This is a genomic window from Nostoc sp. CMAA1605, from assembly GCF_021596505.1.
Lineage (GTDB): Bacteria > Cyanobacteriota > Cyanobacteriia > Cyanobacteriales > Nostocaceae > Trichormus.
On the sequence record NZ_PJIZ01000008.1, the window covers coordinates 14935 to 37987 of the forward strand.

Here is a 23053-nt window from a genome sequence, read left to right on the forward strand (position 1 = left end):
ATTTTATTGTAGTAATTATCAACGCCGAAGAAAGAAAATAGGGGAACTGCGCCACCCAAAAGGATAGATGTGATTCTCTAGGATGAATTGGGCAATCTAAAGTATAACTTCCTACGTCTAAAGATAGACTCTATTTTTCCTGGTATGAAATCTTTGGCCATCAATGACTCCTACCGACCAGCATCTAGGGTAAAAAAGCGGTCTTTACGCAGTGTTATGGTGCGGTTGATTCTCGGCGGTACGATTATTTTTGTCAGTATATCTGCTTACTGTAGCTATTCAGCAGCCCGTAAGCTAGCACTAGCAGACATCCGCAAGAATGCTTTTTTAGAAGTGCAAACAGGAGTTGATCAAATAGAGACGTGGTTAAAGGTTCGCAAAGCGGAGGTAGAAACTTTAGCCAACACATCAAATGTGCGTTCTTTAAATTGGTCTGTAGCTGAACCTTATTTACAGACAGAGGTGAAACGAACCAATGAATTTTTCTTTTTCCAAATAGTTACCCCAGACGGTTCATTTTCTAATACTAAAGTTGGTCGGTCAACCAAAAATATTAAGGATAGAGAATTTTTTCAAAAAGCAATGACGGGACAGAGTAATATTTCTGACCCCTTTATCAGTCGTTCTACGGGAATTCCGTTAATTGCGATCGCGACTCCGATTTGGTCAACTCCACAAACTCCCCATTCCCCAATCGGTGTATTTCACGGTAACGTGACAGTTGATCACATGGCAGAGATTGTCAACTCCCTCAGCTACGGCAAAAATAGCTATGCTTTTGCTCTCAACTCCCAAGGAGAGGCAATTGTCCACCCTGACGCAGCATTAATGACAACTGTAGAAAAGCCTGCACCTAGTCTACTGCGTAATTCCAACTTGCAGGCGATCGCCAAGAAAATGGTCAAGAAAAAGCAGGGAATTCAATTAATGGAAATTGACGGTACCAAAAAATATGTTGCCTATTTACCATTAAAAACCGCTAATTGGTCTGTAGCTTTGGTGATTCCCCGCGAAAATATTGAATCTCGCTTGCAATTTTTGGATTTGATTGCTGTGATTGTTGGGGGTTTGACTATCACCATGATTACCGTTTTATGGCGAGTGCAAGCTTTTGAACAGGCGCAACTGAAAAAGTCTAAAGAAGCGGCTGATTTAGCTAATCATGCCAAAAGCGAATTTTTAGCCAATATGAGTCATGAACTGAGAACACCTCTAAATGGCATTTTGGGTTGCGCGCAAATTTTGTTACGTTCCGCCGACTTACGCGAACAAGAGCAATATCATGTCAACATTATTGAACAATGTGGCTCTCATTTGTTGACTTTAATTAATGACATTTTGGATCTCTCCAAAATTGAGGCGAAAAAACTAGAAATTTGTCCTGAAGATGTACATTTTCCGTCTTTTATCCAAGGAATCGCCGAGATTTGTCAAATTCGCGCTACCCAAAAAGGGATTACATTTATCTATGAAACCTCCAGTGATTTACCTACGGGAGTACATATTGATGCCAAAAGACTACGACAAGTCTTGTTAAATCTACTGGGAAATGCCATTAAATTTACAGACAAGGGGGAAGTCACCTTCAAAATTGCCACGATTGAACAATCTCCCAGTCAAGGACAAATCAAATACCGCCTCCGCTACACTGTAGAAGATACAGGCATCGGCATGACCGACGCAGAATTGAGCAAAATTTTCTTACCTTTTGAACAGGTAGGCCAAAAAAAGCGGCAAACCGAAGGAACTGGACTTGGTTTAGCAATTACTCGTCAGTTGGTGCAGATGATGGGAAGTGATATCCAAGTCACGAGTCGGGTGGGACAAGGTAGCACTTTTTCGTTTGAGTTGGAAATGCTAGCAACCAGTGAATGGTTAGAATCAGCGATGACGGTATCAGCCGGAAAAATAGTTGGCTTTGAAGGTAGTCCCAAGACAATTTTAGTAGTAGACGATCGCTGGGAAAATCGTACAGTCTTAACTGATATCCTGCAACCATTAGGTTTTCAGGTAGTGGTAGCAGTCAATGGTCAAGACGCACTAGAAAAAGCCGACGCAACCCCACCAGATTTAATCATCACAGATTTAATTATGCCGGAAATGGACGGTTTTGCCTTAATTCAAAATCTGCGACAAAACCCTAATTTCCACAATCTCAAAATTATTGTTTCTTCGGCGAGTGTATTTGATTCTGACCAAAATCGCAGCCTAGCAGTAGGTGGTGACGATTTTCTCAGTAAACCCATACAGATAGATGAATTACTACGTCAATTAGAGCGTCATTTAAGTTTAGTCTGGATTTATCAACCATCCCAGTCTGAAGCAGTTCTAGATTTAGTCACACCGCAGAAAAACCCCTCAGCACAATTAACTCCACCCCACCCAGAAGTCTTACAAGAACTAATAATGTTAGCCAAAAGGGGTAACTTTAACGCCATTATCAAGTGTGCAGAGCAACTAGAAACAGCAGATCCCAACTTTGCAGATTTCGCTCAACAACTCAAGCAACTAGCCAGACAATTTGACGAAGATGCAATCCTTAAATTTTTGATGGAATATCAGGTGGAAATAGCATGAGAGCGACTGTAGATAACCCCAACTATTTTAGCGATCGCGCACCGATTAGAGGCATAATTTTAATAGTTGATGATCATCCTCATAATTTACAAGTTTTATCCAGTTTTTTAGATGAATCTAATTTTGAAGTTTGGGCGGCGCGGAGTGGTGAAAAAGCCCTACAACGATTAGAAAATGATTTATTACCAGATTTAATTTTATTAGATGTGATGATGCCTGGTATGGATGGTTTTGAAACCTGTCAACATCTCAAAAATGACCCCCGTTTTTGGGATATTCCCGTCATATTTATGACCGCGCTTTCAGAAACAGCCGATAAAGTTAAAGGTTTTAAACTAGGAGCAGTAGACTACATCACCAAACCTTTTCAACATGAAGAAGTTTTAGTCAGAATCGAACATCAATTGAAATTGAGATATCTGACAACCAGCTTAATTGCCAAAAACACAGAATTGCAAAACACCCAAAGCCAACTCATACAAACCGAAAAAATTGCGAGTTTAGGTCAAATGGCAGCCGGTATTGCCCATGAAGTGAATAATCCCATCAATTTTATTGCTGGTAACTTAAATTTTGTCCAACAGTATGTACAAGAGTTAACAGATTTACTCAAACTTTATCAAAAATATTTGCCTAATCCACCAGATGAAATTCAGGCGGTAATTCAAACAAATGACTTCAGCTATATCTTAGATGATTTATATCATGTTATTCAATCAATGAAATTAGGTACAGAACGCGTTACCGAAATTGTCTCTTCATTAAACAAATTTTCCCGCAATCGTGAAACAGGTAAGAAATTAGCTAATCTCCATGAAGCCTTAGAAAGTACACTACTCATTCTTGGGCATCGACTTAAGGCTAATCCTCAACGTCCCGCTATCGAAGTTATTAAAGAGTATGGAGATTTGCCATTGATTGATTGCTATCTTGGGGAAATTAGTCAGGTTTTTATGAATCTAATTACTAACGCTATTGATGCTATCGAAGAATCCCAAAAAAATCAGAACTACCATGAAATACTCCAAAATCCTGGGAAGATTATTCTCAAAACAGAGGTAATAGAAGATAGAGTCATCTGCCACATTTCTGACAATGGTACAGGAATTAGTGAAGAAGTTAAAAATCAAATATTTAATGCTTTTTATACGACTAAGCCCATCGGTAAAGGTACTGGTTTAGGTTTATCAATAGCTCACCAAATTATAGTCGTGAATCATAACGGCAAAATCTTATGTAATTCTCGACCAGGATTCGGGCTAGAATTTGTCATTGAATTACCCATAAATTAATATATTCGACATAAATAAATGTAGTAGCGCGTCTAATCTAAGTTGTTGGGTTGAGTAATTAATTATCATGATTGCATTTTAGTGTTTGAACTTGATGAACACAACATTTTAGACTTGCCGTGCTAGTAGGTTGGGTTGTAGCTTGCTTCCCCGTAGGGGTACGAAGTTAAACCCAACAAATCGGCGAAAATGTTGGGTTTCGTTCCTCAAACCAACCTACACTAAACGATTGGAGATTTTTGACGCTAACTGAACGGTATTGTAATATAGTTTGATTTTTGCAAATCATTCTACTTAAAGCGGAGTCACCCAATAGCTAATTCCCTTTTCTACTCTATTAACTAACCCTAAATTGACTAAATCCGATTCAGTTAAACCTAAGTAAGTCCAGTGGGGTACATCATTAACCACAGTTTGAAACCAGCCATATTCATTGAGTGTCTTTCTTTGTTGCTGATTAGATATCCGCAAATCAATCGCTAAACCCCAAAGATGTTGTGATGCGCCTGGAGGTGCAACTGTACTAAGAATTGCTGTTTCCTGTCCTTGTTTGACTTTGTCTAAGGTATGTTGGTTAGCATATTTATGCCAGAATCTTAAATTAGTCGCAAAAGTGCGAGTACAATCACCAGAACCGTAACCTGATTTTAAAGGAATATTTTCTTGAGAACGGGCTTGATTTAAAGCTGTGGCGGCTATTGCTTGCAGGTAACAATCATTTGTTCCCTCGATTTTCACCATTGTTAAATTATTTTGAAATGTTTGGGTTTCTTCCTCGTTATGGAGCAGTACATTTGATGGTAATTTGACAGTTGTTAATTGATTAATAAAAACTGCTCCATAGGCTTTGAGCAGGATATATTCATAACTTCCAGGCTGGGGAATGTTAGATAAATGACTGGCGATCGCACTTAAAAACCTTTCTTTATCAGTCTGTGGAATGTTAAAGTTAGGTGTGGGTGAAATGGGTACTGAACCACTAGGAACACAGGATGGAGAATTAACTGTGTTACACGCATTGGAAGTTTGTACATTGGGTTGAGGAAGATTAATCCTGGTGATAGCCACGACTATACAAATTACCAATATAGATATAAAAATATAAATTGCTTGTTTTACAGTTTTTACAGTTAATCTCATGGGTATAAGTTAGTTTGTAAGTTTTCCCTTGACTATATTACAAAAATTTATAAAGCTTTGAAAGCTGGGTAAATGTTCTGTTTCATTTTGCACCCTTTTTAGTAATTCTTCTAAGTAGAACAGTTTGATAACATCTCCAGGATTAGATTTAGAGTAACTAATATTTTTTGATCTAAATAATTCCTTTAAATAAGCCTCATGAAACTTAGCATGAGTAGAAAAATCTGGGTATCTACCCATTAATTCAGGACAATTAACTGATACATCATAATAACGAGTATATGTTAGCAGCGGATGCTCACTGGGATTCTTTGTATAAATCTTTTTATTCCCTAAACACCAAGTTTCAAAACATCGGTTCTGAATGATTAGAACAATATGAGCATTTTCTAAAACACAACTTTGAGAACCTAAAAAGTCTTTGATTTCTTGTTTTCTGTAATCAACCGTCACTTCTTCTGCGTCTAGACAGACTACAAGATAACTGTAATTACCATTAGCATTCATATCTGCGATCGCATTAGGTAAATGCTCATAAATTATAGAGGGATACCCGTTAGCACTGAATAAATAATAGTTATTTTTAACGACATCATTATAATTTTTCACACGTTGGAGTTCTGGTAAAAGATGCGCCAACCAAGCCGGATATACTTTTCTTTCAGTGCTTTTACCTTCTACAAGAAAGTAGATATTCATTTAGGCTGTAATTCCTTCTCTGTATTCATCCAGATTAATTAATTGCATAAAAGCTTGATGTCTAGATTGCCCAAGGTTAAAATCTTGAGCATCTCTAGCAGTTACTACACCACCTTTGCGAGTGATAATTTTCCAATGCTCCATACTCACATTATTAATAATGTATGGGTGATGACTGGTGATTATAAATTGTAATTCTCTGTTTTCGGATAGCAAATCACCTAAAATATCAATACAGTTAATTCCTAAACTATTCTCAAATTCATCAATTAAAATTACCGTCCCTTCAGCAGAAAGATAGAGTTCACTAATGTGTATTAGTGTCTTCAGCATTCCTGATGATATGTGTTCTTGGTTTATCCAATTAGTTACACCTTTTTCTTTTATTTTTATAATAGGATAATCTGCCAAGAATTTAGTTAATTCATCAATATCGTCATACGGTTCTATTTTTATATCTTCTACTTGCTCAAATATGTTTGTAAAATCATTTTTGATTTTCTGAAATAATTTTTGATAGTGATTATAGATTAATGCTAACTTAGCTTGTATATGTAAATTACTTTCTTTTATTTTTTCTAATGATGAATACTGTTCATGCAAATTTTTGTAACCAAATAAGTGCATCCGTATTTGACTATCTATAGAGTTTGCCACTAATCCTAGTTCGCTGCTAGGAATTACTTTGTTAAATCCATTTTTGACGGGCGCAATATATTCTTCTTCGCCTAATATTTCTACCACACTTTTGAATGGTGACAACTTTGGTAATTTATTGTCATTAAATATTATTTCTTCCTTGTTTCTTTCTATAATAATGTTATTATTGAGATACAATTCTTCCCTAATTATTAAAAAATTATTCTTATCTTCTAATTCGTCATTAATAAGAAAGGCGAATTTATCTATTGTCTTTGTTTCAAATTCTCCTAACCACCTGTAATGATAACCTGCTGATGTAAACTTTACGTCCCATTCAATACCATTTAATGAAGTACCCTTAGTTATCTTCTGCAAGTTCATAATAGATTTCAGTATTTGTGTTTTACCAACACCAGATACACCTACTAGAAGATTAAAATCGGAAAACTTAATTGATTCAAAACGCCATTCTAGTTCATGGTTATAATATGTTAGTTCATGAATTATCATATTCATCTTTATTCAAAAATATAGATATTGAACAATAATAAAATCGTAGGACTATTTTAAACTTTAACTTAATATTAATCAAAAATGTGTAATTATTTCGAGTCTGATGAATTAACACATCTTCAAATCTCCAGACACACATACATCAATACAATCACTGAATTAAGTTAACATTAGTAGTAATTCTCAATTTGCTCATCCTGTACGTATGACCATGCACAAGTCCGTTGAATTTCAAGACGCTTTTGATGTCATCGTTGTCGGTGCAGGTCACTCCGGTTGCGAAGCAGCCCTTGCTACTGCCCGCCTCGGTTGTCGTACCCTGCTGTTGACATTAAATTTAGATAAAATTGCTTGGCAACCCTGTAACCCGGCTGTGGGTGGCCCTGCTAAATCTCAATTGACCCATGAAGTTGATGCTTTGGGTGGGGAAATTGGTAAAATGGCAGACCGCACATATCTACAAAAGCGCATCCTCAACTCTTCACGAGGCCCTGCGGTATGGGCATTACGCGCCCAAACTGACAAGCGGGAATATGCCGCCGTTATGAAAAATATTGTGGAAAACCAAGAAAACTTAAGCATCCGGGAAGGGATGGTGACAGACTTGGTTTTGGGTGCGAATGATGAAGTAATTGGGGTAGAAACTTACTTTGGTGTGGCTTTTGAATGTAAAGCTGTAATTTTAACCACCGGCACATTTCTCGGCGGCAAAATTTGGGTAGGCAATAAGTCAATGGCGGCGGGACGCGCCGGAGAATTTGCGGCGGAAGGTTTGACCCAAACTTTGAATCGTCTGGGATTTGAAACTGGTAGACTCAAGACTGGGACACCAGCACGGGTAGACAGGCGGTCAGTAGACTACAGCAAAATGGAACTCCAGCCAGGAGATGCGGAAGTCAGATGGTTTAGTTTTGACCCCCAAGTGTGGGTAGAACGGGAACAAATGCCTTGTCATATGACCCGCACCACCGCCGAAACCCATCGCTTAATTCAGGAAAATTTACATTTATCTCCGGTTTACGGTGGTTGGGTGGAAGCGAAGGGGCCGCGTTACTGTCCCAGTATTGAAGATAAAATTGTCCGCTTTGCCGATAAGGAAAGTCACCAAATCTTTATTGAACCAGAGGGACGAGATATCCCCGAACTCTACATCCAGGGGTTTTCTACAGGGTTGCCGGAAAATTTGCAACTGCAAATGTTACGTAGTCTGCCTGGGTTAGAAAAATGCGTGATGTTACGTCCGGCCTATGCAGTGGAATATGATTATTTACCTGCGACTCAGTGTTATCCCACAATGATGACGAAAAAAATTGCGGGGTTATTCTGTGCGGGACAGATTAACGGTACAACAGGCTATGAAGAAGCCGCAGCCCAAGGCATTGTCGCGGGAATCAACGCGGCGCGGTTGGTGCGTGGTCAAGAAATGATTATTTTTCCCCGTGAGCAAAGTTACCTGGGGACATTATTAGATGACTTGTGTACTAAGGATTTGCGCGAACCTTATCGAATGTTGACTAGTCGCTCTGAGTATAGGTTGTTACTACGCTCTGATAATGCTGACCAACGGTTGACACCTTTGGGCAGGGAAATTGGCTTAATTGACGATCGCCGTTGGGAATTGTTCACCAATAAGCAAGCCCAGATTGCCGCCGAAAAAGAACGGTTGTATGCCACTAGAGTCAAAGAACATGAGGAAATTGGGAAAGCGATCGCCTCTGATACCCAACAAGCCATCAAAGGTTCTATTACCCTAGCCGACTTACTGCGTCGTCCGGGATTTCACTATGTAGACTTGCATAAATACGGACTTGGTAATTCTACCCTTACCCAAGCTGAACGAGAAGGGGCTGAAATTGACATTAAATATTCTGGCTATTTAGCGAGACAACAAAGTCAAATCGAACAAATTGCCCGTCAAGCTAATCGCCCATTACCAGCAGATTTAGACTACACAAAAATTGACACTCTTTCTAAAGAAGCACGGGAAAAACTCTCCCAAGTCAAACCCCTCACCATTGGTCAGGCCGCCCGCATTGGTGGTGTGAATCCGGCTGATGTCAACGCTTTATTAATTTTTTTAGAATTGCGTCAATCTCAACCACAATCAGGGGTTGCGGCTTTGTCTTAACTTCATCTTTATGAAGGGTGAGTATATTAGAAGTGGGATGGGTATGATAGATGACAAGAATTCAACCCTGGCATCATCAATGATCCCCGATTAGGAGTTGAATTTCATACAATAAACAATCAACTCGTCTAGTTTGGACAGAAGATTGGCTAATTTGAAAATCCTGATACCCAGGTAAAAGGGGCGGTGTTGCCCCATCCTGGCAACTACCACCTAACATTTGCTTATGTTACTAGAAGCTAGCTCCAATCTGATTATCCCCGAACCATCAGAAGACCTCATTGTTAACGAACCGTGGTCAATAGAATTCTATGCTGATGGCTTGATGGATGAATTGTTTGCCAGTATTGACGAAATACTGGATGTCAATTTCAGCCATCATCAATCACCACGCCCAGGGACTGCACCGAGAAGCGACTGGTCATATACTTCCCAGCAAACCACTATAGAGCATGACCATCTGCAAACCGTAGATGTCCCGCAGATTGTTTTACCGAATACAACCAAGCGTACCGTACAGACCGTTGCCACCATTAGCAACAAACAAGTCAATTCCGTTGTTGTCGAACAACCCCAAGTTAAATCCATCACTCAAGTTACTCAAACAGCTAAACTCACCTTGGGTAAACTGCTGATTGTGGGTACAACTATTGGTGTGGCGATCGCTGGTGTACTATATATATTCCAATCGGGGGGTTTAGTTGTTCTCACCTCCCAATTCAAGCAACCAAATGTGTATACTCCCACAGCCCAAGTACCGACAAAACCAGATGTCCAAGCTGAGTTAGTTAACTACATGATGGGAGCATTAGCCGTCATTGATGGCAAAGGCAACAACACTCAAAGTCAAGTCCGTTCTCCATTAGCCAATCGGGTAATTAGCAATCCGACATCCTTAGCTTTATCTAACAATCAACCCATAGGTAATCTACCATCACCCCTGACTGCCAACAATACAGCACCTACACCCAACCGGTCTGCTAACGTTGTGGAGCGCATTTATATTCCTGTGTTCCAACCACCTTCACCAATGCGCTCTGCACTCCCACCAGTTCCTAATTTAGTTTCTCCCTTACCACTAGTTGCCAACCAACCGAATGTAGTCAAGAACACTTTAAATCAAGTGCAACCAGCCGGCAAACCCAGCAGCGTCAATATGTTAGCGGCGGCGGTGCGTTCTGATATGAAACCTGTGGCTGTGAGAAATGCACCGATAAAAGTGCAACAGTCACCCAGTTCTTTACCTAATTTACCGGTTGTTCCCTTCGGTGCCAGTTTACCAAGACCATCTACCAATACAGAAGCCGTCCAAGTTGCATCTCTCAATGTTACCCCTCCTGCGCCCAGTAACACATTAGAAGGATTATTAGAGTTAGGGAATAAATCTGTAGCACTATTTCAAATTAACGGCGTTAGTCGTCGCGTTAGCATCGGTGAGAGCATTGGCTCTAGCGGTTGGACATTAGTAGAAGTTAATAACGGTGAAGCCATAGTCCGGCGTAATGGCGAGGTACGCTCGATTTTCACAGGACAAAAATTGTAATATCAATTCGCCATGAAGAAATGAGATCCAGCCAAGATGGTATTTGTAGTAGTTTTGAGCAGGGTGAAAATTAGGGACACTTAATTGTTGTGTCCCTAAGTTTACCAAAGAAGGAATTTTGAATTTAACTAACTCCTCGCTGGTGGATTGATTTCAAAGTGAATATGATGATGATGACCACCTAGAGGTTGACAAAGTCCTTCTCCTACGAGGGTGGGATCATTGAAAAATACTGCATTTCCACGGACTAGCTTTTGTTTGCGAATTGACTTGAGAATAGCTCGCGCGGCATCTTGATCATAATCTGCACTGTTGAAATCAATGCCGCCAAACTTGCCATCTTTTCTGGGTAAGAAAACATCGCACATTAGACCAGTTTCATGTCCGTGGTGGTCGGGAGTATCGCCGCCATGAGGTAAACTGACATCATTAATGGCGAACGGTGCAGCACTAGGGCGAGTATTGCGATAGGTATTTTGATAGTCTTCGGCAATGGCTTGAATGGTTTCAGCTAGCCAGTGTGTACCGAAGTCGTGTTTATCGTTGATATCCGCGAGTTCGCCGTTAATCAAACCGTTCTGAGGTTGGCTTTCTGGCATTGTTACCCATTTTGGTGCATTATCAGCTTGCAACCACCGGTGAGTAGTACCATCAACATCAACTCTACCATCACCGTTAATGGTGCTGCGACCAGCAATAATTGATTGAAACAGACGAATTGCGTCGTATAGTCCTCTGTCGAAACTGGTTGTGTTGGGGTCGCCTACCCAGGTGTAACCTAGTTCATGGAGTCTGGCTTTGACAGCTTGCACATCTTCTGGTTTGTTGACTCCGCCTACCCCTACGCTACCGGTGAGTTGAATCACTCTGGCTTCGGTTTTGCTTGCAGTTGATTCATTCTGTTGGGAAACACCCAGGATAACTTTAAATTTCAGTTCTAGACTTTGGTCATCGATCGCTAGTAACATAGTGCGATCGCCTGCTTGATTAAATACAAAGTTCATGCGCCATTTGCCATCCTCACCAATTGTGACATCAGAGGCAGGGAAGCGATCGTCAATCATCACCGACACGACTCTACCTTTATCAGTTAATCTTGCTACACCTTCCATACTGAAAATTTGTCCAGCAGCTACTTCTTGCGGCGCACGTAGAATTTGTAATTGTTCTACGGCAGTGGGGGAAGCGAGAACTGCTACACTGTTATTAGTGAGTAATCTTTGAGCTTCTGGAAGTAATCTTACTACCTTAGAAACATAATTAGGATCAGTGGAAAAACCTTTAGCTCTGAGAAAACCCAAGAAGTTTTCTGGTGTATTGGTATGTTCTTCTAAACCTTTGTAGGGAGAACGGGTTAAAAATTTCCAATAGCCAACAATAAATGCCTCAACATCGATAAACTGACAAAATTCGACTGATTCTTGTTCTGATGGCACTTTAATTTTTAAAGGTTCAGCAAAACCCATCATGTCGGGAGTTCGCCATTTCAACCCAGCAAAGTTATTACCTTTAATTGCTAGTTCACTTGCGGCTCTACCTGATTCTAATAACCATTGTGCCAGGGTAGCTTCCTTTAAAATCTGGCGATTAATCTCAGATATTTTATCTCCCTTAATACCAACTTTGGTAAAAATTGCAGCTAAATCAGCTTGTGCGTATTTACTAATTAAATCATCTAATAATCCCATAAATCACCCTTGAAAAAATACTAGGATTCAGTTTGTAGTAAGGACTTTAGTCCTTTTCTGTTCGCGGAGCGTCTCATAGAAAGAAATAAAGTTCTCTCTACAAACCTTTAATTATTTACCTTGTTCTACTTAAAGTTAGAGAAAATTAGCTTGTAGTAAGGGCTACCTTGTGGTTTCTGCGAAGAAGAATAGCCCTTTTATTAGGACTAAAGTCCTTACTACAAACCTTGATTTACACAGTTCTACTTATTTAGCACCTGTTGGTACTGCAATATCAGCTTTTTCTATAATTTTGCAATGTTCAGCAAACACGAAATGCTTATTGCGATCGCCTATACTTTTATCAGTCCAAGTTACGCAGTAATGGTGTTCTTCAAAGGTGAATCCTGCAATTGGGTAATTGCCTGGTTGAATATCAAATAGCTTTTCTTTGGGTAAATCAGATGCTTGTTCTGTTGATGGTTTTAAAATTGTGGGCTTGGTAATTTCTAAAATGTAATCTTTATCTGGCTGTGGTGCGTCTTCGCTATCTTCGCCAATTAACCCATCTTTAATTGCTTCTGCCATTTTTTCGACATTCAATAAATCCATATCTTTTTGAGAATCGCAAAAGCAGCACTCAACTAAAATAGCTGGCATTTGGGTATTTCTCAAAACAAAGAGACTGTTTGATTTCACTCCTCTATTTCTAAAACCGAGTTTGACAATTTGTTTGAGGACTGATTGAGCAATTCCTTGTGATGTATTACTAATAGCAATCACTTCTGTACCGTCAGCTTTGCCAGTTGCTGCATTAAAGTGAATTGAGACAAACACATTCACATTATTGTTATTGGCTTTGTCAGTTCTTTGTCTGAGAGAATCATTCACACTACCAGCACTATGAGGTGTGCAATCAATCACGGTATGTCCAGCTGCTTTGAGTTTTTGGATGAGTAGAGTCCCAACAGCTTTAGTTAAATCATCTTCTTGTTTGAGACCTGTTGCACCAGTATCAGGTGGGCAATTATGTCCGATATCAATACCAAATTTCATCGGTTTATTTCCTGGTTATGTGAATGTGTCAACTACATTCATAACCTCAAAGCGATCGCTTTGTCAGTGAGAAAAGGTGAGAACCTCTGTAAATATACGTAAACAGTTACTGACTAAGATTTTTCCCTGATTCTGATATAGTCTGAAGTTTTATATAGATTTATGTTCTGTCATTGTGAGCGCAACAATCGCAAAATCTCTGGGATTGCTGCGATCGCAATGACACCTAGAGATCAAAAAGTATGAACCAAAAACCCCAAAATTAAAGCTTGTATTACTCCACAGAACCCCAAAACCAGTTACCTACAGCACCAGGTTCTCTTTCAGATAGAAATTCTCTTTTAGCAGAAACAAACTCTTTTTTAGAGATGATACCGTCCTGATCAATATCAAGCTTGGAGAAGACAAAAGCTGATTGTTCAGCATCTAGGTCAAACACACTGAAAAAGAGACTATGCTCTTGTTGTGATATGTGACCATCACCGTCTGAATCCACAATGTCAAACAAAGTCTCTATTAAAGGGTCATTGTATAGCCTTTCCCAGTCTGCTGAAGTACAATTGAGCAAATAAAGCTGTACATACTAGTCTAGGGTAAAAATGAAAGCATATTCCCTCGATTTGCGTCAAAAGATACTGGATACATATTTAAAAGATGGAATATCACAACGAAAGTTAGCAGAAAGATTTGGTGTAACTTTAGGATTTATAGAGAAATTACTGAAACAGTATAGAGAAACAGGAAATATCGCACCGAAAGTCAGAACACAACAAACGCCACCAAAGCTAAACTCTCAGCAATTGAATGTGCTTCAGGAAATAGTAGAAGCCAAAAATGATGCCACTTTATCAGAAATTCGGGAGCTACTCAAACAAAAAACAGGAATAACCATTGGAATTTCGACAGTAGACAGAATGTTAAAGAGGATGGAAATTAGCTTAAAAAAAAACATTGCACGCCGCAGAAAAAGATACTCCAAGAGTTCAATCGTTAAGATTACAGTTTTGGCTACAAATACGAGGAATACCAGCCCAAAAGCTGATATTTCTAGATGAAGCCGGAGCGAATCTATCTTTGGACAGACAGTCTGCTCGTGCCAAAAAAGGTGAAAGAGCGCATGGTCAAAGACCGCAAAAACGTAGTAAAAATGTTTCGATAATTGGTGCAATTGGTTTGAGAGGAGTCGTTAGCCAATACAGTATTTTAGGAGCGACTGATGGTCTAACATTTGAGGCTTATATTTCGCAAAAACTAGTTCCGAAACTGAAGAAAGGTGATTATGTAATCATGGACAATTGCTCAATTCATAAAGGTGGGGATATTGAAAAACTCATCGAATCTGCTGGAGCTAAGTTGATTTATTTACCACCGTATTCTCCTGATTTTTCACCCATTGAAAATTGTTGGTCAAAGATTAAGAATGCACTCCGTTCTATCGGTGCTAGGAGTTATCCAGATTTAGTAATAGCAATTGAAACTGCTTTTAGCCAAGTCTCTTTAGATGATATTTTTAATTGGTTTACTCATTGTTGTTATTGTACTTCACTAGACTGAGAAAGGCTATAATCTGGATTGGAAACTACTTTCTCTACGCCCTGACAAAATTCTTCAGGACTTACCTTACCATCCCCATCCACATCCGCTTTAGACCAAAAATTCTCCCAAATCTGAAGCCACTTAAACAACAAATCTTTGTGAATATCTGAACCAAGCTCTGCGTTACGGATCTTGGCGAACCTCTCAGCAAAAATCTCCGCATCTTCTTTCCCAATGTAGCCTGAATTATCGGCATCCAGACAGTGAAAGTGATGCAGTAACTTTTTTCTATGATATTCGCTTAACAATGCTTTTCCTCTTTGCTGACTAAACATACTCACATTACCACATCAGTACGTAGTCGAAATCACTACTCAGCACTGGTTAAACGCCGCGCTAACACCACTCAGCACTCACTACTCAGCACTCACCACTCCTGACTTTTTTGCTATGCTGAAATTGATGCTTTAATTGACATCAATTGAGTCACCAGCATGAATAAAAATCCTACTGTCCGCACAACTGTTACTCTCCCCGCAGAACTTTTAGCCGCAACTGACAAAGCGATTAGTCAGGGAAAAGCCAAGAATCGCAATGAATTCTTAGCACAGGCAATTAAAAATGAATTGGAAGCAATAAAACGGGCTGAAATTGATGCAGCTTTAGCGGAAATGGCGCAAGATCCAGAATACCAAGCCCAAGTGTTAAAGATGGAGGCTGAGTTTGCAGTTGGAAGTTGGGAAGCATTGCAATTGGGAGAATCACCAACATGAAGAGAGGAGAAGTGTATGATGCACGATTAGAACCAACGGAGGGATCGGAACAAGGCGGAACTCGTCCAGTTATTATTGTTAGCAGAGATGCGATCGCAGCCTACAGTCCTTTAGTTCTAGCTGTTCCTTGTACTACTTATAAAATAGGTAAACGGGTTTATCCCACGCAAGTATTAATTTCAGCCCCAGATGGAGGATTGACAAGCGATTCTATCGCTATGGCTGATCAGGTACGGGTATTATCAAAAACCCGCTTTCTGAGTTTGCGGGGAATTCTCAGTGATGAAGTTATTGGTTTATTAAATCAAGCTCTATTAATCGCTTTAGATTTGCCACATCAAGCTGAGATCATCTAAATACATTTGGCGATGAGAAAAAGTGAAAAACATTGTGAATAAATGTAAAGAATGACGTAAAAAGGGGATAATGGCTTGAAATTTTAGACAATTCAAGCAATAAATAAACTCTAGCTCACCATGAAGGCACAAGAAGCCCTAAAACTAGTTGATACACTGCTAAACTCTGCTCAGTTAGGACAAAAGCTGAATGATGTGGAATCTGTGGTGTTTGAGAAAAGCTGGCGAGGATGTACCTATGCAGTAATTGCCCAAGAATTAAATTATGAATATGACTATATTAAACAAGTAGGTTCACAGTTGTGGCGATCGCTTTCTGTGGCGGTGGGTGAAGACGTATCCAAAAAGAATCTGCAAACTGTTCTACGTCGTTTTGTTAACAGACACCATCACACTCAACATCTCACTGACTTCCATATCTTACCATCAGTTAAAATCAAACAAAGGCAAGTGTCTCGCCGAGGACGATTAACCATGAATCAAGCCAGTGAGGGTGTACGCTGGACAATTCACGATATAGAAGTTCTACCTGAAAATGAGTGGACGCGCCATGAAATTATTCATGGAGAACTCTTTGCGGTTAGTCATCCGCACTACCTTCATCAACAAGTTTGTGGCAAAATATCCATAAAACTTGATGCTTGGTCAAATACAACTGGCTTAGGAGTAGCAATTTTCAGTCCTGGGGTGATTTTTTCCGAAGCAGATAGCGTTATTCCCGATGTAGTTTGGGTAAGTCGAGAACGACTAGCGCAAATTGTCGATGAAGCGGGACATTTAACTGGCGCGCCAGAGTTAGTGGTAGAGGTGTTATCCCCTGGTAAACAAAATGAACTCAGAGATAAAGCAGCAAAACTTAAGTTGTATTCAGTTCAAGGTGTGAGTGAATATTGGATTGTCAACCGTTTTAATAAACAAGTAGAAGTTTATCGGCGAGAGAAAGCGAAATTAGCGTTAGTTGCAACTTTATTGGGTGATGATGAAATAACATCGCCACTTTTACCAGGATTTAGTTGCGCTGTTAGTTGCTTTTTTCCCGAATAATCGGTAAAGTCAGCCAAAAAGTTGCACCTTGTTGCAATTGACTGTTGACACCAATTTCACCACCATGAGCATTGATAATTTGCTTACATAAATACAACCCTAAACCCAAGCTGACGGAATTACGCATATCACCACGAAAATAGAGGTCAAATAGCCTTTCACATTGCTGGGGACTGATACCCACACCATTATCAGTAACCGTGCAGTAAATTTTATCTCCTTGACAACTAGCATTGACCGTAATTTGTAATCCTGGTGGATTGTGTTTAATAGCATTTAAGATCAGGTTAGAAAATACCCGCCATAGTTGTGTTTGATCAGCTGCTATTAATGGTAAGTCTGCGGTGACGAGATTTGTTAGTGTCGCTTGATTGTCTGCAAGTATGGGTTCTAAATCTGCGATCGCATCTGCCACTATTCTATGTAATTCTACTGTTTGGCATTGCAAAGCGATACCTTGCACTTCACTAATATGCGCCTCCAACAGCGAATTAATTAGGCTTAATTGGCGATCGCTACTTTGCAGCATCCGTTCTAAAATTAGCCGTGGGACTGGGATTGGGGACTGGGGATTGGGGATTGGGGACACTTCGACAAGCTCAGTGCTTCGCTGGGGACTGGGGACTGGGGACTGGGGTATATTTTCTCTGTGCTGATTTAATAGGTTCCGTAATACCATGACAGTACCTAAGACTGGGTTGCGTAAATCATGGGAAACGGCGTGCAGAAATACTCTTAAGGCTTCCTCGGCTTGTTTGCGTTGGGTGATGTCTTCAATTAATCCTTCATAGTAAAGTAGGTTCCCCTGTTCATCACGGACAGCGTAGGCTTTTTCCGAAATCCACACAATGCTACCATCTCGGCGATAAATTTGGGATTCAAACTCAGAAACAAAGCCTTGTTCCTCAATTAAACGCACAAATTCAGCCCGTCGTTTTGGGTCAACATATAACTGATGTTCAATATCTGTAAAATTATCTGTCACCTCTTGGGGAGAATTGTAACCATAAATGCAAGCTAAAGCCGGATTCGCTGTAATATAACGTCCGTCAGGGCTACTTTGGAAAATCCCTTCAATGGCATTCTCAAAAATACTGCGATATTTCGCCTCTGCTAACTGAAGTTTGGTATTAGTTAATTCTAATTCTTTCCGCGCATAAAATTCAGAGCGTTGCAGGCGATCGTACAAATAAACACCTAAATCACAAATTATACATGACCATAAAACATATAAGAGAAACGAGACATTATCAAGGTCTGGATGATTGGTGATGGGTGTCTTGAGTCCTAAAACTGTATTCACACCAAAATAGTAAATTAACACCCCTATCTGAGAGATTAAATGCAAAGTCCAGCGTGTTGGCATTAGTATCGCTTGACTTAAAAACACCAGTGACCAACCAGCAGTATCAGGAAGTGCAAATCCCTTAAGTGTAGCGAATAATTGCGCGGTTAAATTTAGTGACCAAGATGAGCCTAAAAATAATATTCCAGGGTAACGACGACCAAATTTCGTTTTGTGTAGGAGAAAACAAATCATCAGGCTCAGAAAAATAGCCCCATTCAGCACCAAAACTTGAATTTTCAAGACTTGGGGTAGTGTTTTCAACTCTTGCAGAGGGAAAAACAAATCATAAACATTTCGCAAACTAAAAGTGACTAGGCAAATTAATGCTAGCCATAACCACAGATACAACCTTTGCCACAAAAAACGATGTCTTTTAGTCAGCCATTCCTGCACCTGAGTTGGGTGAACTGTGTAAACATTGGTTATTTCACCTATGGTGGCAATGGTAACTAATTTTTTCCACCACTTCTGCACTGTTCTTAACCAATTGGTCATATAAATTCAAAATTCACAATTCAAGATTTTTGCCCCTGGTAACTTGTCACCTTTACCTCCGTTGCTTTATGCTTCCACAACAAATTTTATGAGTAAACTGTTAAGAAATTGATTGTGTATTCTTGCATTGTTTGTATAAATGACATAAAAGCAACACTTAATTGTGAAGTGATATTACGAACCTTGGAAAAATATTGAGAAATCGACCGTCAGTCAAACATAGCTCTAACGTAGAACCTATAGGAGAAAATCGAGGTAAAATATGATGAACAAAAATAATATTCAAAACTATCGGTTTGTCTGCACTTTGACTTTTGGTGATATCTACGGTCAAATCATCGTTTGGTTAATTACAGTTACTATCAGTTTGGCATCTGCTTTGGCGTTAATGGGTGCTAGAAGACCCGTATATGCTTTGGCTACCGTTGGTCTTGTGGTTGTACTGTCGTTACCTTTCCTATTGTTTGCGTTTGTCACTACATTATTAAATCATATTGAATTAACTGCTGTAGAACCTGGAACAAAAACTGAACCAATTCCTGGCAATGTTTCACAGCAAAAACCTGTACAGGCTACAAGCTGAAAGGTTGATTGGTGGATTGTTGACTGTTGATTTTAAACTTTAACAAAATTTAGGAATTTAACTCCTCAGCTTCTATTAAGCCGCAAGTGTTGTGGTGTGGTCTCAAACCCGCCACAACACATAATTGTGTTAACGTTCCACTGGAAGCAAAGCTACGCGTAGCATCTCGTAGAGAAGCGTGACGAGAGCATCATTACGAATTGGTTTAACCTACTCTGCTCATAGAATTGTTTTGGTGCATGGGTGAATACCTATATAGCAGGTATAATCAAGTTTTACAAAAAAATCTATGGTTGCGGCTAAAAGAGTTTATTTATTATTACTTTTGGGTTTAGCGATCGCTTTTCTCTTATCCTTATTCTTGAGCGTCGCCTTTGCTATTACTGTCACTCTCATCTTTGATATCGTTGTCCTGATTTTGATGGTGGTGGATGGTTTACGCGTCAAGCCTCTACGGGTGCAAATTACTCGTCAACTACCGTCTCGCTTTTCCATTGGTAGAGATAACCCAGTAGTGCTAAATATCACATCTGAGAAAGCTAACGCCATCATTCAAATTCGTGACTATCACCCCTTAGATTTTGGTGCATCTAAATCTGTATTAAATACAACTGTTGCAGCTAATACTACTCAAGAGTTAACTTACACAGTTCACCCCACACAGCGCGGTGAATTTGCTTGGGGAAATATTCAAGTCCGACAATTAAGTCCTTGGGGTTTAGCTTGGGATGATTGGCAAATTCGCCACGGTCTGACAGTCAAAGTTTACCCTGATTTAATCGGACTGCGATCGCTCTCCATTCGTTTGACATTACAATCATCTGGTGCTATCCGCCAATCTCGACGATTAGGTATTGGCACAGAATTTGCAGAATTACGCAACTATCGCACTGGTGATGATTTACGCTTAATTGATTGGAAGGCTACAGCAAGACGCGTCGGGACACATGGTAACACACCGCCTCTAGTGCGAGTCCTCGAACCAGAACAGGAACAAACTCTGTTAATCTTACTCGACAGAGGAAGATTGATGACCGCTAGAGTCAAAGGTTTGCAACGTTTTGACTGGGGTTTAAATGCAACCTTATCTCTGGCATTAGCGGGATTACACCGAGGCGATCGCGTGGGTGTAGGTGTATTTGATAACCAAATGCACACATGGATGCCACCAGAAAGAGGACAAAATCATTTAAATCAACTCATTGACCGGTTAACGCCTATTCAGCCAGTTTTATTAGAATCAGATTACTTGGGGGCTGTAACTCATGTAGTGCAGCAACAAACTAGGCGATCGCTAGTAGTAATTATTACAGACTTAGTTGATGCCACCGCCTCTACAGAACTCCTCGCCGCCCTCACACGACTAGCACCCCGCTATTTACCATTTTGCGTCACCTTAAGAGACCCCAAAGTAGATGATTTAGCCCATAGGTTTACAGATGATGTGACTCAAGCTTACACCCGTGCTGTAGCATTAGATTTATTAGCACAGCGTCAAGTGGCTTTTGCCCAGTTAAAGCAAAAAGGCGTGTTGGTGTTAGATGCACCAGCTAATCAAATCAGTGACCAATTAGTAGAACGATATCTGCAACTAAAAGCTAAAAATCAACTCTAATGTGGGCGTTGCTGAACCCAGATACAAGGGACTTCCAACTAAAAAAATATACAATTGCTGTGGTAAGCAGGGGGGCAGGGAGCAGGGGGAAATCACAATATTCTCTCTCGGAAATCGGATAACTTATTTTTTGGAAGCCCCCAATTCCCCATGCCCCATGCCCCATGCCCCATGCCCAAGTCTATGAACAAGATTGCACCCGCCATTATCGTTTTAAGCCAAAATAGCGTAGCATTAGCCCGTAAACTGACCAGCATTTTACCAGGGGCGATAATTCACGGTTTAGCAGGTCGTACCTCTGGGGTAGATGTCAGCTTTACGAATTTTGGCAACACACTGCGAGAATTATTTGCCCAAGGAAAACCATTAATTGGAATTTGTGCGGCGGGTATTCTCATTAGAACCCTAGCCCCGTTAATTTCCGATAAACGTCAAGAACCGCCAGTATTAGCTGTGGCTGAAGATGGTAGCGCGGTTGTCCCTTTGTTGGGGGGACTCAACGGCGTTAATGACTTGGCGCGGCGGGTGGCTGAGGTATTAAATACCCAAGCTGCAATTACTACCACAGGGGATATTCGTTTTCGCACAGCTTTACTATCTCCTCCCCCTGGCTATCATTTAGCAAACCCAGAAGATGCCAAGAAATTTATTTCCGATTTGTTAGCCGGGGCGCAAGTCAAGCTAGAAGGAACAGCACCTTGGTTAAGTAATAGTCAGTTACCGATTAATCCTGAAGGGAATTTAACAATTCGAGTCACGGAAAACTGTGTGAATTCTACAGTCGATTGTCTGGTATATCATCCCCAAACCGTAGCGATCGCCATTGACCACGCCGATGTTACTCTAGAGACAATACAAGAATTACTCACCAATGCCAATATTGCCCCCGCATCTATCGCTGGGATATTTGCACCCATCACCATCGCATCTCACCCCATTATTCACACCTTAGTTAATACTTATGGCGTACCGGCGCGCTTTTTCCCTAGCCATCAACTAGCTGAAAATATCGCCTTAGCCGCTACAGGTAAAGATGGTCAGTTAATTGTTCAATCATCGCATATAGCGATCGCCATCTCTCCCCAACCCCTTGACCCTGAGACTATCGGTCAACCCCAAGGTAGGTTAGCAATTATCGGTACAGGCCCCGGTAGTTCTCAATGGATGTCACCAGAAGTCAAAGAAATCCTCAAATCTGCCACCGACTTAGTAGGCTATAAAACTTATCTAGATTTAGTCGGTGCTTTAGCAGTTGGTAAACAACGTCACGAGTCAGACAACCGCGAAGAAATTGCGCGGGCAACAATAGCACTAGATTTAGCTGCTAGCGGACGTTATGTGGTAGTAGTATCCTCCGGCGACCCTGGTATTTATGCAATGGCGGCGGCTGTATTTGAAGTCCTCGACCTCCACCACAAACCCGAATGGAACACCATTGATATTCACGTCGCACCAGGAATTTCTGCCATGCAAGCCGCCGCCGCCACCATTGGCGCACCTTTAGGACATGATTTTTGTGCGATTTCCCTATCAGATATTTTGAAGCCTTGGTCAGTCATTACACAACGCATTACCGCCGCCGCTCAAGCTGATTTTGTTATCGCTTTTTACAATCCCGTTTCCAAAGAACGCACTTGGCAATTAGCCGCAGCCAGAGATATTCTACTGCAATATAGAAAACCTCATACACCCGTAGTTTTAGGACGCAATCTCGGCAGACCAGGACAAAGTGTCAAAGTCATCACCCTAGACCAGTTAGCACCAGAAGTTGCTGATATGCGAACAGTGATTATCGTTGGTTCAAGTCAAACTAGAATGATTAACCGCCACAACGGTGATGTCTACGTTTATACACCTCGTCGCTACCAATAATCTCCCCAATCCCAGAAAAAGTAAAAAGTAAAAAGGCAAAAGAATCTTTTCCCTTCTTTTTACCTTTTACCTTTTACCTTTATCCCTAATACCAATTCTCCAAAATTCGGCAACAGATGCAAAGCTTGAAACCCAGATATTATCTGACTTTCTTAATTGCGTTAGCGTAGCGGG

The 23053-nt window shown here is 40.4% G+C and carries 19 protein-coding genes; 11 read left to right on the forward strand and 8 right to left on the reverse strand.

All coding sequences use genetic code 11. The features are described 5' to 3' along the window. Positions 1-144: 144 nt before the first annotated feature. Together CV014_RS04725 and CV014_RS04730 are read left to right on the forward strand one after the other, a co-directional pair. The gene (locus tag CV014_RS04725) at positions 145-2577 is read left to right on the forward strand and encodes a hybrid sensor histidine kinase/response regulator (RefSeq protein ID WP_236140963.1); all 2433 of its coding nucleotides are present in this window, start codon (positions 145-147) and stop codon (positions 2575-2577) included. Then, positions 2574-3869 carry a hybrid sensor histidine kinase/response regulator gene (locus CV014_RS04730; protein WP_236140964.1) on the forward strand — a complete coding sequence of 432 codons (1296 nt, stop codon included), beginning with the start codon at positions 2574-2576 and terminating at the stop codon, positions 3867-3869. Before CV014_RS04725 ends, CV014_RS04730 begins: the two co-directional genes overlap by 4 nt. 294 nt (positions 3870-4163) lie before the next feature. Here CV014_RS04730 and CV014_RS04735 read toward each other — a convergent pair whose 3' ends face one another. Genes CV014_RS04735 through CV014_RS04745 form a run of 3 tightly spaced genes read right to left on the reverse strand, consistent with a single transcriptional unit; the run spans position 4164 to position 6866 of the window. Beyond that, positions 4164-5009, reverse strand: coding sequence for a D-alanyl-D-alanine carboxypeptidase family protein (locus CV014_RS04735; protein ID WP_236140965.1), 846 nt, complete (start codon positions 5007-5009; stop codon positions 4164-4166). 9 nt (positions 5010-5018) lie between these two features. Further along, positions 5019-5708 carry a hypothetical protein gene (locus CV014_RS04740; RefSeq protein ID WP_236140966.1) on the reverse strand — a complete coding sequence of 230 codons (690 nt, stop codon included), beginning with the start codon at positions 5706-5708 and terminating at the stop codon, positions 5019-5021. Beyond that, positions 5709-6866 carry an AAA family ATPase gene (locus CV014_RS04745; RefSeq protein WP_236140967.1) on the reverse strand — a complete coding sequence of 386 codons (1158 nt, stop codon included), beginning with the start codon at positions 6864-6866 and terminating at the stop codon, positions 5709-5711. Between the two features lie 202 nt (positions 6867-7068). Here CV014_RS04745 and mnmG point away from each other — a divergent pair, with 202 nt between their 5' ends. After that, positions 7069-8991: a tRNA uridine-5-carboxymethylaminomethyl(34) synthesis enzyme MnmG gene (gene mnmG / locus CV014_RS04750; RefSeq protein ID WP_236140968.1), complete on the forward strand. Its 1923-nt coding sequence runs from the start codon at positions 7069-7071 to the stop codon at positions 8989-8991. A gap of 226 nt (positions 8992-9217) precedes the next feature. Next, positions 9218-10534, forward strand: a complete 1317-nt coding sequence (locus CV014_RS04755; protein WP_236140969.1) for a hypothetical protein — start codon at positions 9218-9220, stop codon at positions 10532-10534. Between the two features lie 128 nt (positions 10535-10662). On the opposite strand, the gene CV014_RS04760 is transcribed toward CV014_RS04755, so the two are convergent. From CV014_RS04760 to CV014_RS04770, 3 genes are all read right to left on the reverse strand, one after another. Further along, positions 10663-12222, reverse strand: a complete 1560-nt coding sequence (locus CV014_RS04760) for a glucosaminidase domain-containing protein (protein ID WP_236140970.1) — start codon at positions 12220-12222, stop codon at positions 10663-10665. A gap of 246 nt (positions 12223-12468) precedes the next feature. Continuing rightward, the gene (locus tag CV014_RS04765) at positions 12469-13257 is read right to left on the reverse strand and encodes an N-acetylmuramoyl-L-alanine amidase (RefSeq protein ID WP_236140971.1); all 789 of its coding nucleotides are present in this window, start codon (positions 13255-13257) and stop codon (positions 12469-12471) included. Between the two features lie 274 nt (positions 13258-13531). Continuing rightward, entirely contained in the window at positions 13532-13825 is a 294-nt protein-coding gene (locus CV014_RS04770; RefSeq protein WP_236140972.1) for an EF-hand domain-containing protein, read from the reverse strand. A gap of 31 nt (positions 13826-13856) precedes the next feature. Here CV014_RS04770 and CV014_RS04775 point away from each other — a divergent pair. Further along, positions 13857-14811 (forward strand): IS630 family transposase gene (locus tag CV014_RS04775; protein WP_236140973.1). Its coding sequence is split into 2 segments (ribosomal slippage): positions 13857-14200 and positions 14199-14811, totalling 957 coding nucleotides; the frame shifts between segments, so codons are not numbered across the junction. Here the strand turns inward: CV014_RS04775 and CV014_RS04780 are convergent. Further along, a complete protein-coding gene (locus CV014_RS04780) occupies positions 14790-15128 on the reverse strand; it encodes an EF-hand domain-containing protein (RefSeq protein ID WP_236140974.1) in 339 nt (112 codons plus the stop codon). The genes CV014_RS04775 and CV014_RS04780 overlap by 22 nt on opposite strands. 159 nt (positions 15129-15287) lie before the next feature. Here CV014_RS04780 and CV014_RS04785 point away from each other — a divergent pair, with 159 nt between their 5' ends. The 3 genes from CV014_RS04785 (at position 15288) to CV014_RS04795 (ending at position 16966) form a co-directional block, all read left to right on the forward strand. Further along, complete coding sequence (locus CV014_RS04785) at positions 15288-15566, forward strand: CopG family ribbon-helix-helix protein (protein ID WP_236140975.1); 279 nt, start codon at positions 15288-15290, stop codon at positions 15564-15566. Beyond that, positions 15563-15922 carry a type II toxin-antitoxin system PemK/MazF family toxin gene (locus CV014_RS04790; RefSeq protein WP_236140976.1) on the forward strand — a complete coding sequence of 120 codons (360 nt, stop codon included), beginning with the start codon at positions 15563-15565 and terminating at the stop codon, positions 15920-15922. The genes CV014_RS04785 and CV014_RS04790 overlap by 4 nt, the downstream gene beginning before the upstream one ends. Positions 15923-16396: 474 nt before the next feature. Then, on the forward strand, positions 16397-16966 hold the full coding sequence (locus CV014_RS04795) for a Uma2 family endonuclease (RefSeq protein ID WP_236141031.1): 570 nt from the start codon (positions 16397-16399) through the stop codon (positions 16964-16966). On the opposite strand, the gene CV014_RS04800 is transcribed toward CV014_RS04795, so the two are convergent. Continuing rightward, positions 16944-18809: a PAS domain-containing sensor histidine kinase gene (locus CV014_RS04800; protein WP_236140977.1), complete on the reverse strand. Its 1866-nt coding sequence runs from the start codon at positions 18807-18809 to the stop codon at positions 16944-16946. The two genes, CV014_RS04795 and CV014_RS04800, sit on opposite strands and share 23 nt — an antisense overlap. A 265-nt stretch (positions 18810-19074) precedes the next feature. Here CV014_RS04800 and CV014_RS04805 point away from each other — a divergent pair, with 265 nt between their 5' ends. The 3 genes from CV014_RS04805 (at position 19075) to cobJ (ending at position 22879) form a co-directional block, all read left to right on the forward strand. Next, positions 19075-19392 carry a hypothetical protein gene (locus tag CV014_RS04805; protein ID WP_236141032.1) on the forward strand — a complete coding sequence of 106 codons (318 nt, stop codon included), beginning with the start codon at positions 19075-19077 and terminating at the stop codon, positions 19390-19392. A gap of 289 nt (positions 19393-19681) precedes the next feature. Beyond that, entirely contained in the window at positions 19682-21007 is a 1326-nt protein-coding gene (locus CV014_RS04810) for a DUF58 domain-containing protein (protein WP_236140978.1), read from the forward strand. Positions 21008-21190: 183 nt separating this feature from the next. After that, entirely contained in the window at positions 21191-22879 is a 1689-nt protein-coding gene (gene cobJ, locus CV014_RS04815; protein ID WP_236140979.1) for a precorrin-3B C(17)-methyltransferase, read from the forward strand. Positions 22880-23053 lie beyond the last annotated feature (174 nt).